This is a genomic window from Exiguobacterium sp. s141, assembly GCF_018618085.1.
Classification (GTDB): domain Bacteria; phylum Bacillota; class Bacilli; order Exiguobacteriales; family Exiguobacteriaceae; genus Exiguobacterium; species Exiguobacterium mexicanum_A.
Genome location: NZ_JACSLJ010000002.1, coordinates 36,646 through 49,033, shown reverse-complemented (window position 1 = coordinate 49,033; position 12,388 = coordinate 36,646). Strand labels below are relative to the sequence as shown.

12 protein-coding genes are annotated in these 12,388 nt (G+C 52.9%); 2 read left to right on the top strand and 10 right to left on the bottom strand.

All coding sequences use genetic code 11. The annotated features are described in order from the left end of the window. Positions 1–35: 35 nt before the first annotated feature. A complete protein-coding gene (locus KNP74_RS04800; RefSeq protein WP_138859867.1) occupies positions 36–416 on the top strand; it encodes a truncated hemoglobin in 381 nt (126 codons plus the stop codon). A gap of 55 nt (positions 417–471) precedes the next feature. After that, positions 472–828, top strand: coding sequence for a hypothetical protein (locus KNP74_RS04795; RefSeq protein WP_034776562.1), 357 nt, complete (start codon positions 472–474; stop codon positions 826–828). A 24-nt stretch (positions 829–852) separates the two neighbouring features. On the opposite strand, the gene KNP74_RS04790 is transcribed toward KNP74_RS04795, so the two are convergent. The 10 genes from KNP74_RS04790 to KNP74_RS04745 form a co-directional block, all read right to left on the bottom strand. After that, positions 853–1,269, bottom strand: coding sequence for a hypothetical protein (locus KNP74_RS04790; protein ID WP_034776560.1), 417 nt, complete (start codon positions 1,267–1,269; stop codon positions 853–855). Between the two features lie 136 nt (positions 1,270–1,405). Next, the gene (locus KNP74_RS04785; RefSeq protein ID WP_214763650.1) at positions 1,406–4,474 is read right to left on the bottom strand and encodes an efflux RND transporter permease subunit; all 3,069 of its coding nucleotides are present in this window, start codon (positions 4,472–4,474) and stop codon (positions 1,406–1,408) included. 108 nt (positions 4,475–4,582) lie between these two features. Continuing rightward, on the bottom strand, positions 4,583–5,032 hold the full coding sequence (locus KNP74_RS04780; protein WP_034776556.1) for a competence protein ComK: 450 nt from the start codon (positions 5,030–5,032) through the stop codon (positions 4,583–4,585). 128 nt (positions 5,033–5,160) lie between these two features. Beyond that, on the bottom strand, positions 5,161–6,534 hold the full coding sequence (locus tag KNP74_RS04775; protein WP_214707894.1) for a sensor histidine kinase: 1,374 nt from the start codon (positions 6,532–6,534) through the stop codon (positions 5,161–5,163). Then, the gene (locus KNP74_RS04770) at positions 6,531–7,193 is read right to left on the bottom strand and encodes a response regulator transcription factor (protein WP_034776554.1); all 663 of its coding nucleotides are present in this window, start codon (positions 7,191–7,193) and stop codon (positions 6,531–6,533) included. Before KNP74_RS04770 ends, KNP74_RS04775 begins: the two co-directional genes overlap by 4 nt. A gap of 346 nt (positions 7,194–7,539) precedes the next feature. Next, entirely contained in the window at positions 7,540–7,746 is a 207-nt protein-coding gene (gene copZ / locus KNP74_RS04765) for a copper chaperone CopZ (RefSeq protein ID WP_029595964.1), read from the bottom strand. Then, positions 7,743–9,854 (bottom strand): heavy metal translocating P-type ATPase, encoded by a 2,112-nt coding sequence (locus KNP74_RS04760; RefSeq protein ID WP_214763649.1) that lies wholly within the window; start codon positions 9,852–9,854, stop codon positions 7,743–7,745. The genes copZ and KNP74_RS04760 overlap by 4 nt, the downstream gene beginning before the upstream one ends. A 12-nt stretch (positions 9,855–9,866) precedes the next feature. Beyond that, a complete protein-coding gene (locus tag KNP74_RS04755) occupies positions 9,867–10,169 on the bottom strand; it encodes a metal-sensitive transcriptional regulator (protein WP_034776552.1) in 303 nt (100 codons plus the stop codon). Between the two features lie 94 nt (positions 10,170–10,263). Then, positions 10,264–11,811 (bottom strand): fatty acid--CoA ligase family protein, encoded by a 1,548-nt coding sequence (locus KNP74_RS04750; protein WP_034776550.1) that lies wholly within the window; start codon positions 11,809–11,811, stop codon positions 10,264–10,266. A 103-nt stretch (positions 11,812–11,914) separates the two neighbouring features. Further along, complete coding sequence (locus KNP74_RS04745) at positions 11,915–12,388, bottom strand: PTS sugar transporter subunit IIA (RefSeq protein WP_214763647.1); 474 nt, start codon at positions 12,386–12,388, stop codon at positions 11,915–11,917.

Here is a 12,388-nt window from a genome sequence, read left to right as displayed (position 1 = left end):
AATCGATTAGACTGAACGTATGAGGGGGAAAGAAGATGAGTGCATATGAACAATTTGGAGGCGAACGTGGCGTTCAGCAACTCGTGGACGCTTTTTACGACCTCGTCTACGCCGATCCGATCTTATTGCCGTTGTTCCCGGACGACAAAGACCGGGTCAAAGCGCATCAGTTTGAGTTTTTAACACAACTGCTCGGGGGACCGAAACTGTATACGGAACGTCGCGGTGGCGGCAACTTGGCGATGATCCATCGCGACCACCCGATCTCGGAAACGCACGCCGGCCACTGGCTCGGCTGCATGGAGCAAGCGCTCAAAACAGTCGATGCCCCCGAATCGGTCAAGCAACAACTGTTCCATCGTTTGATCATGTCATCCTCGAACGTCGTCCGCGTCTGCTCCCACCATTTTGAGTAGTCAGCCTTTCGAAAAGCGGGTATGATAAGAAAGTAAGTAAAGGAGGTCGTTTTTCATGACAGAAGAAGAAAAAAAAGAGGCCGTTTCCTCTGAAGAAGAAACGGAAGAAGTAGAACCGACGGCAGTCCTCGCCGACGCCCTCGCAGAGGATGAAGAGGAAGAAGACCAACCCGAAGAAAAGAACATGGACCATATTAAAGGCGTGTTCAACTATCCACATGAGAATGGACGAGAGTACCGCGTCGTCTTCTATAACGATCGCAAAAACCTCGTGTTCCGTGAACTCGGGAACGGGAAAGTCGAATTCGTCGGCCGTTTCACAGACGAGTCGTATGACCAAGAGAACGAAGCAGAGATGCGTGAACTCGGCGAGCAACAGCTCGAACGGATTCTCGCAGATCGCCTCAAATAAAAAAATCGCCCGCGGGCGATTTTTTTATTTGTGCTTGTTTTTGTTTTGTTTTTTCTTACGAAGCGCGTAAATCGCACCCGCAAGTCCCCCGGCGACAGCAATCCCGGCCATGACCGGCACGAGCACTTTTTTCGTCGGAATCATCTCTTTCACCCGTTCATACGGTGTCGGCACCGACAGCTCGAGTTGAACCGCCGACTCGCCGTGACCGTGCGCACGCGCCTGACGAGCCGCATCGGTAATGACGACACGTCCCGTCGTATAACGACGAACACCGTGTTCATCGGTGTACGGGCGACGGACACGTTTGACGCCACGCACGGTGCGCCCACGAGCCGCATCGGGTCGGACTATCCGTTCACTCGTCCACGAGCGACCCCCTGTCGCGCTATAAGCAGGGCGCATCTTGCGCCGATTGATCCATGTGTACGAATCATTCATGTCTATTCCCTCCAATATACTGAAGTACCTTTTCTTATTATACCCATACAACATCTGGGGGAAACATGAGTTGTCGTGAACGTTCGTTCACAAAAACAGAGGATGGCCCGGTTCGGACCACCCTCTGTTTGCCACATTACTCCGTGAACGGCTTATCTCGATGGCGACGTTTCGCCAAAATCAAGTAGTAAGCTGGAACGAGTACGAGCGTCAATACGGTCGAGAAGAGAATTCCTGACACGATTCCGATAGCAAGCGGTCGGAACAGTGGGTCTTCTCCAAGCGCGACCGGCAAGAGTGCCACGACAGCGGTCAACGCCGTTAACAGAATCGGGCGAATCCGGGCGCGTCCCGCCTCATAGACGGCGGTCGTGACGGCCATGCCGTCGCGAATTCCTTGCTCGATGAACTCGAACAAGACGACTGCGTTCCGAACGACGATCCCGGCTAGTGAGACGATCCCCATCGAGGCCATGAAACTAAATGGTGTCTGGGTGACGAACAGTCCGACCACAGCACCGGCAATCGCCAAGTAAATCGTGAACAAGACGAGGAGCGGAAGTGACAGTGAATTGAACTGGAACGCGATGATCAAGAAGATCAAGAACAAGACGACGACGAACAACGTAGCAAGTTCAAGGAAGAACTCGTTTTGTGTGTCGCTCGCGCCGGATTGGTCGAACGCGATTCCTTCATCGGTCAATGACGCCTCGGCGTCAGCAAGCACGCGGTCGACGTCTTGTTTGAACGCCTCTTCGTCCATGCCTTCGCTCGCATAAATTTGGAGCGTCACGATCCGTTCCCCGTTCTCACGCGGAATCTGTTGAATCTGTTCTGTCGTCGTCTCAGTGACGAACGTACTGAGCGGTGCGACCGGAGGACCCGTCTCCGTCTGAACCGGGACGAGGATGTCGTCTAAGGCGAGCGCCTCACGGTTCGCTTCCGCATCGACGACGATTTTCACATCGCGTTGTTCGACTCCGTCATCAAACGTGCCAATCGGGATGCCGTCCGTGACGAGGCGAATCTGGTCACTGATTGATTTCGCGGTCACACCAGCGGCCGCCATGGCGTCACGATCAAGTTCATACGTGAGCGTCTGGAACGGCTCTTTAATGTTGTCGAGCACGAGTGCACCGTCGATGGCTTCGAGGTCCGCTTTCACGGTATCCCGGGCCATGACGAGTTGCTCGATCGTTTCACCGCGCATCGTGAACTCGACTGGTGCCGAAGTCGGCGGCCCTTGTTGCTGCGTATCCAAGAAGATTTCAGCATCCGGGTTGTTTTCCCGGATTTGTGTCGTATATTCGTCGATCAATTGAATCGCGTCAATCGTCTCGTTGTCGACACGAACGACGATTTGACCCGTGTTTTCACCGGTCTGATCGAGCCCTCCCGTGAAGAGGCTCGGTAGGCCGCCACCCGCAAAGACAGATGTCTCGACGACACCATCAATACTTTGGAACTCTTCCTCGATCGCTCGAAGTCTCTGTTCCGTCTCCTCAAGGTCGGTTTGGACCGGCAAGGTGACACTCGTCACGACTTCTGGCCGGTTCGCAGCCGGGAAGAATTCGAACGGCGTCAACAAGATCAAGCCGTACAATGCGGTCGTGATGACGAAACCGACGAGACCGAACGTCCATGGACGCTTCGCGACTTTGGGTAATAACGTATCTGCATAGAAATTACTGAGACGGTTCAGTGGCCTACCTAACCAACCCGGCTCGCGTTTCGATACTTTCACTTGCTTCCGATTCAACCAGTACTGGGCGATCGGCACGAGCGTCAAACTGATGAGCATCGAAGCGAGCACCGACAAGGCCAAGACGGTCGGCAAGGCACGGATAAAGTTCCCGTTCGCTCCCGAGAGGAGTGTCAATGGCAAGAAGGCGAAGACGACGGCGAGCGTCGATGTGACGATCGAGCCCCACACTTCTTTCGTCCCGCGTACGGCACCGCCCATCGCCGTGTCACCTTTTCGGTAACGGCGCAGGATATTGTCATTGACGACGATGGCGTCATCGACGAGGATCCCGAGCGCAATGATGGCCCCGATGATTGAGATTTGGTTCAAGTCGACTCCGGTGAAACGAAGTGGAATCAACGCGAGCAAGAACGACAATGGAATCGCTAAGCTGACAATCAGCGAGCCTGAGAACGTGAGCCCGATCGTCGTGACGACGATGACCGCAATCATGGCAATGATGAATTCACGAGTGAGGGATGAGAAAATATCATCGACCGCTTTGGCCTGCTCGTAATATGGAACAAGTTCGACACCATTCACGTCCCCGACTTCATCCGCAACGACTTCGTCGACGCGTTCTTGAAGAGTCGGAATATCTTGACCCGATTCAATCGTGACCGTCAAGGAAACGGCAGGTTGTCCGTCGAGTGAAACGAGGTCCGTGACCGCTTTCTCCGTCTCTTCGACCGTGCCGACGTCTTCAAGCAGGACAGGCGTCCCATCCACTGAGCCGACGACGACTTGGCCCATGTCATTGACGTTCGTCAAACTATCGATCGCCAATTGGTAAATACCATCTTCAGTCGACTGGCGACCGAGCGGGGTCGTCTTATATTCTTCATTGATCGCCGTCAAGACGTCCGGAAAAGCAAGTTGACGCTCCCCGAGTTCCGCCGAGTCGAGCGAGACGACGAATTCCGTTTCCGGTAGTCCTTTGATCGTCACACCGGTAACCCCATCTGTCCGCAACAGACGTTCCTCCAACCGCTCGATATCTTCACGCACTGTCTGGAGTGTTTGGCGATCATCTGCCGTCAACAAGTAAGAAGCGACCGGCAACTGCCCGATCGAGTCATTGACGGTCGGGGCCAGCGCATTTTCTGGCAAGCGAGGCGCAGCGTCTGAGATCGCTTGGCGTACATTCGACTGCAGCTCACTTCGATCGAAGCCGTCTTCATACTCGACGGTGATATTCGAGAACTCGGATGCGGATAATGATGACACATTCTCGATACCATCGAGTCCTCTCAATTCAGTCTCCAAAATATTCGTAACGTTCCGTTCGACCGTCTCTGCGGTCGCGCCCGGATATGGCGTTTGAATCAAGATGATATTGACACTCGTCTCTGGAATTTCACGCTTCGGAAGTTGGAAGAACGTGAGCACTCCAACGACGACTGCGACGAGCAAAAACACGATGACCAGTTTTCCTCGTTCAATCATTTTTTGAAAAAACATGTTGACCCCTCACTTTCAGATAATGTGCAAATACACATATGAACTATTCTTCTTTATCATAGAGGGGTTCACCATTCATTTCAATCTTTAAACACAGTTGAATGTGCTTCAGTGAAAGCGTTTTTGAAACGAATACGATAACTCGATGGACCGTTGCTTTTGCTTATAGACGGTATGATTCGAGACCGGGACCTCGACCGACTCACCCGAATGAAAGATAATCCGACTTCCTTTACCACTCTTCTTAGCATCGAGGACTTGAGAAAAATTTATCCAGGCACAGTCCGGACTCTCTTTTGCAATCGTCGGGAAAAAGATCGCATCTGCATGCCAATCCATGATGACAGGTGTCTTCCGGTGCGGGCCGAGTACGTTACGAGCCGCCTCGATCCGTCCTTGAATGCTTGAACCGTAATACAGACAGGCCGATTCGAGTAAATACAGGGGCGATCCCTTCATTCGCGATACACCGTCGGATTGATAGACGAGCGTCTCCGCCTCCCCATACTCATTGAAAACTGGAATCAAAGCTCTTGTTTCATTCGTCAACTGAGTCATCTGATTTGCCTCCATCATGGATATAGTGACTTACATGTCATTCATACCAAGAAATGAAGACTTAAACAAATCTCGTTCATATATTTCCCACTAAAAAAACCAACCGATTATCGGCTGGTTTTTTAATTTCAGTGATCTAATTTCTTATTCTGTAACGATTTCGATTGGGGAAATTGAAAATGTACACGTACTCCGTCTTTTGTATTTCCCAAGGCGACCGTCCCCTCATGAAGTGTCACGATTCGTTGAACGATGAACAGGCCAAGACCGAACTTCCCTTGTTTCCCTCGCGAAAACTGATGGAACAAGTCGAGGTTCGCGTCGACCGGGGGACCGTCATTCTCAATGGTGATGTCGACACCCGCCTCGGAGCGCGTCAGTTCGATTCGAATCGTCGACTCGGCATAGCGCAAGGCATTATCGAGCACGTTCTCGAAGGCGACACGGATTTGTTCTCCGTCCCCGAGCATCTCGCCGGCATGTCCTGTCACCGACCAGTCCAAGTTGCCTCGCAGTTTGAATCGGCTGACGAGCAGTTCCATCAACTTATCGAGATTAATCGGTTCAAGCCGCATTTCTTGGCCTTTGAAGTATTCGAGCTTCGTGACATATAACAAATCGACGACTTTCTTCTCGAGTCGGGACGCCTCTTCGTCGATGACTTCGGCCGACCCTTTCAAATCCCCGGTCGGATAAATCCCGTCCCCGATGGATTGAGCGTAGCCGCGGATGACCATGATCGGTGTCTTCAAGTCGTGCGAGATGTTTTGGAGCAGCGCCTGTTGGGCCACGTCTTGCTCTTGCAACTCTTGCCGCATCGCGTCAATCGAGCGGGCCAACTGCCCGAGCTCATCTTGACGAGCGAGCGGGAGCACCGTCTCCCATTGTCGGTTCGAGATTTTCTCGACCGCCCGCTCCATCTCGACGATCGGTTTCGTCAACTCTCGCGACATCCATAAAGCCGGGATTAACGACAACAGGCTGATGACGCCGATTAAAATCGAGATGCGCCAGTAGAGCGTCGAGACAAGTTCACGCCGGTAAGCGTCCCAGGCGTAGGAAGCTTGGTAAATCAGAGCCCCATCGTACTCGTTCTGCCGGATGATATAGTAGACGTCCTCTCCATCAATCGTCGTCTGGTATTTGGCGACCTCGCTCGTCTGTGTGAGCGCCTCTTGATACATCCGGTTCGTCAATTCAAGCGGGGCCGAACCATAAATGATGCGTCCATTCGGCAAAAAGATGAGCTGGTTGACCGAACGGGACTCTTGTTGGCGACGGTCATATTCAATCGGATTTTGCGGGATGTTTTCTAGCTCATTCGTATTCCCCAGGTAATAATCGACATCTTGTAACGTCTCATACACTTGTTCATCGATGAACTGCGTGATCGAGGAACGAATCGTCAACAAAATCATCAAGGCGAGCGTCACGATGATCAGAAGGATCAATACCCAAATCTTCCACATGAGCCGTTTCGGCTGGAGACGATCGAGTTTCATGGCTTAACGAGTCGGTAACCGACGCCATAGAGCGTTTCGAGCTCAAGGCGATGCAGTTTCTTCCGGAGACGGCGTACCAAGTCATCGACGACGCGGTCCGAGCCGAAATAGTCATGGCCCCATACCCCTTCTAAAATCTGTTCGCGTGATAAGGCCGACCCCGGATGTTCGAGGAAGAGCAGCAACAAGTCGAACTCTTTTGATGTCAAATCGATTTCATCTTGTTCATGCTTGATGAGACGTTTTTCAGGATAAATTGTATATTCTCCATATTCGATATGCTCATTCGATTTCGAACCGTAGACACGGTCGATCAATTTTTTGACGCGGATGACCAGTTCCCGTGGCAAGAACGGTTTCGCGATGTAATCGTCTGATCCCATCTCGAGTCCGATAATTTTATCGATATCCTCATCTCGCGCCGAAATGAAAATCGTCGGCGTGAACGCGTTTTTCGCTTTGATTTGTTTCAGTAATTGGAACCCATCGAGGTCGGGGAGCATGATATCGAGCACCCATAAGTCTGGTTCGTCTTTAATTGCGGCCTGGGCCGAGGTCCCGTCGGTGAACGAACGGACCTGATACCCTTCTTGCTCTAAATACGTGACGAGCATCTTATTTAAATTGATTTCATCATCGACTAAATAGATTGTGTACATTCCAGTCACCTCTGCAACGTTTTTTGTTTATCATATCAAACAATTGTGGATGAATGATGGGAATGCAGCCGTTTCCTCCGCGCTCAATGTGTTCACGACACGCAAACAAGCTCACAAAAAAAAGAAGGGTTCCCCCTTCCTTACCGCGTCGGCCGAGTGCGCATCTGTTGTGCGAGGAATACCGTGCCGCCACTAAGGAGGGCCAGTACACCGCTGATCATCATGAGTTCCATCATGTTCCACCTTCCTACTGATAGCGATTCTCATTATCACCTATAATATAGCATACTTTTCTTAGCATGAACATGACAAAAAAACTCCCGCCATGGTAGGCGGAAGCTCTCGATTATGCGTTGACGTCGTAACCCTGTTCTTCGATGGCTTCGATCATCGTTTTCACTGAAATTTTATCGTTGTGGATGACATCGACCCGATGGTCCTGTAACGAGACGATCGCTGACTCGACGCCTTCAAGTTCTGTCAAGGCGCCTTCGACCGCCGCCTTGCAGTGATTACATGTCATACCTTCTACTTTTAATGTCGTTTCATTCATTTTGATGTTCCTCCTTGTGTTTTCAATCGTAACGCGTTCAAGACGACCGAGACCGAACTGAACGCCATGGCCGCCCCGGCAATCCATGGGGCGAGCAAACCGGCCGCTGCGACCGGGATACCGAGACTGTTATAGGCAAGCGCCCAGAACAAATTTTGACGAATGTTACGCATCGTTAACGCACTCATCTCGATGGCACGGTTCACCCCATCGATATCTTGCCCCATCACGGTGACATCGGCCGCCTCAAGGGCGATATCCGTCCCGCTTCCGAAGGCGATGCCGACGTCAGCGACAGCAAGCGCCGGCGCGTCATTCATCCCGTCCCCGACCATGGCCACACGGCCCTGGCGTTTCAGCGCCTCGACATGATCCGCCTTCTCGACGGGCAATACCTCGGCGATGACATTCGTTTCCGGAATCCCGAGTTGACGGGCGACGTCGAATGCGACTTCTTTCCGATCACCGGTCAAGACGTAGACTTGTCTCGTCTTGGCAAGTTGTTGGACGACGGCACGGCTTTGGTCTTTCAACCGATCTTGCAGACCGAACGCCGCAACGACCCCAGACTCGTCGGCCACATAGACCGGCGTCATCGCCTGCATGTCCCACTCCGGTAATGCAAATCCGGCTTCTTGCATCATACGGACCGAGCCGATAAGAAGAGGTTTCCCATCTACGACCGCTTTCAATCCTCGACCGGCCAACTCTTCAACGCGTTCGACCTGACCGTCCCCTTCGCCCCGACCGATTGCCTCGGCGAGCGGGTGCGTCGACTGACGTTCGGCCATGACGGCTTGTTTCAAGAACGACGCGTCTCCGAACGTCGCCACGACTTCCGGCGTACCTTTCGTGAGCGTCCCCGTCTTATCGAAGACGACGATATCGACACCATTCAACGATTCGAGCTGACCGCCACCTTTGAACAAGACACCACGTTCGGCGGCACGACCCGTCCCGACCATGATCGATGTCGGTGTCGCGAGACCGAGCGCACACGGACAAGCGATAACGAGAACGGCAATCGAGGCCCGGATCGCCATGTCCAAATCATTGAAGCCAAGCGTCCAGACGGCGAACGTCAAGGCACTGATGGCGACGACGATTGGAACGAACACACCGGAAATCCGGTCCGCTTGCCGTTGAATCGGGGCTTTGTCCGTCTGCGCCTGTTCAACAACACGAACAATTTGGGCGAGCATCGTCTCGCTGCCAACACGTTCGGCGACCATCAAGACCCGGTGCGAGCGGTTAATCGTTCCGCCGACAACATCGGCGCCGACACTTTTTTCAGATGGGATTGATTCCCCGGTCAACATCGACTCATCGATGACTGTCTCACCTTCGACGATTTTTCCATCGACCGGCACTTTTTCGCCAGGGCGGACGACGATGACGTCACCGGCTTTGACCAAGTCGATCGCGACTGGCCGTTCCACACCGTCAACAAGTAAAATCGCTTCTTTCGCCTGTAACGATAAAAGTGACTTGAGCGCGTCCGTCGTTTTTTCTTTCGCTCGGGCCTCTAACCATTTCCCGAGCAATACGAGCGTAATCAAAACGGCACTCGTCTCAAAATAGAGCGACGGATGCATCGGATGCACGAGCATCTCGAAGACGGAATAAAAGTAAGCCGCCGATGTCCCTGTCGCCACGAGCACATCCATGTTGGCCGCGCCGCTCTTCAGGCTCTTATACGCCCCTTTATAAAACTGGGCCCCGATCCAGAACTGGACCGGTGTGGCGAGCGCGAATTGCCACCACGGATTCATGAGCCAATCGGCATGGAACGTCACACCCGGGATGTGCGTAATCATGACGAGCAGAAGCGGTGCTGACAATAGCGCCGAGATGAGCACTTTTCGTTCGAGCGGGCGGAGGTCGTGTTTCGGGGTCAATTCCGCTTTCCGTTCTGCGCCGTAGCCGATCTTCTCGATTCGGGCAATCAACTCTTCTTCAGTGATACCTTCCTCGACGCGAATCGTCGCCGTTTCAAGCGGCAAGTTAACGGTCGCTTCGACGCCGTCCATTTTATTCAACACTTTTTCGATTCGGGCCGAACATGCGGCGCATGTCATCCCTTGAATCGACAGTTCGACGGTTTTCATCGGTCCACCTCCTTACTTTTTGATGCGGCTGACGATTGTCATCAATTCGTCAATGTATGGGTCCATGTCTTCCGTTTCGCTGGCATGGACTAGACATTTGCGCATGTGGCGTTCGAGCAGTTGCATCTCAACTTGTTTGAGCGCAGCTTGAATGGCTGACGTCTGAGTCAAAATATCGACACAATAACGGTCGCTCTCGACCATCTTTTGAATCCCTCGTACTTGTCCTTCAATCCGGCGCAGCCGTTTGCTGAGCGCTTCACGCTCCGCGTCTTCGCGCGGAACAATCGGTTCGTCATGCATGAATTCTTCCATGGTTATCACCTCACCTTCAATATACCCCTACCCCGTAATGGTGTCAAATCATTTAATCAAAAAAAGAGCGACTGATTTGTCGCTCTTGTCCTAATCAATTGCGTTGGAACGCCTCGCTCTTCAAGACGGTCCGTAAAATTTTTCCGGTCGTGTTCCGAGGCAGTTCATCAATGATTTCAATCTGTGTCGGCTGTTTATACTTCGCCAGTTTCGTCGCTGCGAACGACCGAATCTCGTCGAGCGTCACATGCTCGTCACGAGTGACGATGAACGCTTTGACTGCTTCCCCTTGTTCTGCGTCTGGCACCCCGATGACGGCCGCCTCGACGATCCCCGGATGCTGATACAACACTTCTTCGACTTCGCGCGGATAGACGTTATATCCCCCGACGATGACCATATCTTTCTTCCGATCGACGATATAGAAGTATCCGTCCTTGTCCCGCTTCGCCAAGTCGCCGGTGTAGAGCCATCCGTCCCGAAGTGTCATCGATGTCTCTTCTGGGAGTTTGTAATACCCTTTCATGACGTTCGGCCCACGGACGATCAGTTCACCGACCTCGTCGATCCCGACCTCTTCCCCGAGTTCGTCGACGACTTTGTTCTCGACGTGGACGATCGACGGACCAATCGAACCTGCCTTCCGCTCCCCATGGAGCGGGTTGAAGCAGGTGACCGGTGACGCTTCCGAGAGGCCATACCCTTCAAGGATCTTACACTCGAACTTTTGCTCGAACGATTCGAGCAACTGTACCGGCAGACTCGCCCCACCGGAAACGAAGACGCGGACGTGCTTGAGTGCCGAGGCGTAGGCCGGGACTTTCATCGCCGTCTGTAACAAGAAGTTGTACATCGTCGGCACCCCGGCGAAAATACTGACGCGGTGTCTCGGGATGAGGTCGAACACGTCTTGCGGCGAGAATTTCGGCAAGATGACAATCGTCGCCCCGCGAAGGAGTGGGGCATTGACGATGACGGTCAGACAGAAGACGTGGAACATCGGCAGCGCCGCGAGCGCTTTATCTTCCGGCGTGATCTCCAAATATTCGCCGATCGAATGGGCGTTCGAGAACAAGTTGAGATGCGTCAACAACGCTCCCTTCGGTTTCCCGGTCGTCCCACTCGTATAGAGGATGACGGCGACGTCTTCCTCATCGACCGTGACGAGTTCCCCTTTCGTCGTCGCGAACGCCTCCTCGAACGGCAAGAACTCGATGTCCCCGTCCCGTTTCAACGCCGGTACGTCCGCGTACGGGACCGAGATGACGAGGCGGAGTTGCGGTAACTTCGTGAGCGCGGCTTCTGCTTGCGCGACGAGCGGTGACAAGGCGACGATTGCCTTCACATCCCCATCGACTAAAATATAGGCCATCTCATCTGGCGTGTATGTAGGGTTGATCGGAATGACGACCCCACCTCGTGCGAGCACCGCAAAATAGGAAATCAAGAATGCCGGGCTATTCCCGAGGACGATTGCGACGTGGTCGCCTTGTCCAATCCCTTTTTGCTCAAGTGTCGCCGCCATCGCCTCGATTTGACCGAAAAACTGTCCGTAGCTGACCGTGTCTTCCCCAAACACGTAGGCCGCCTTATTCGGATGCGCGGCCACAACGCCCTGTAGTGCCGTGACTAAGTTTGCCATGGTAATCCCCCTTTGAAAATGAATGACTATTCACTTTTGACCCGTAAAAAAGAGCACGGTATCCGCGCTCTTTTTCAGTTATCTTCATTGTACATGAAACGGCTCAATAAGAAAACGCTTTCAAGTCCATCGTCTTCAAATGATACAAACCGGTCCGGCTCTGTACGTGGACGAGCGCCTGCAGTGTCTCGTCATCCATGAGCAAATCGTCCATCAATTTGTGGAGCGCCGACTTCTTCGCTTCGGTCGTTGCCGTGATGAAAAAGACCGCCTCGGCCCGAATGGTTTCAGCAGCAATCGTCTGCATCGCAAACGGGTGATTAAGATGTAACAACGTGATTCCATCTTGTTTCGAAACGTGGAGCGGTACATCGACGACAGCGACCGGTACGGCGACATCTGTCACGCCAGACGGGATCGTCCGCTCTTGTTCGATGACGACGCGCGCGAATGACTCATCGACAATCCCTCTTCCTTCTAACTCAAGACCGATCGCGCGGACAGCGAGGTCAAACGTCGGTTGCTCCGTCACCCACATCCAATTCGCGTCCATCCACTCTGTGATAAATCGGTACAT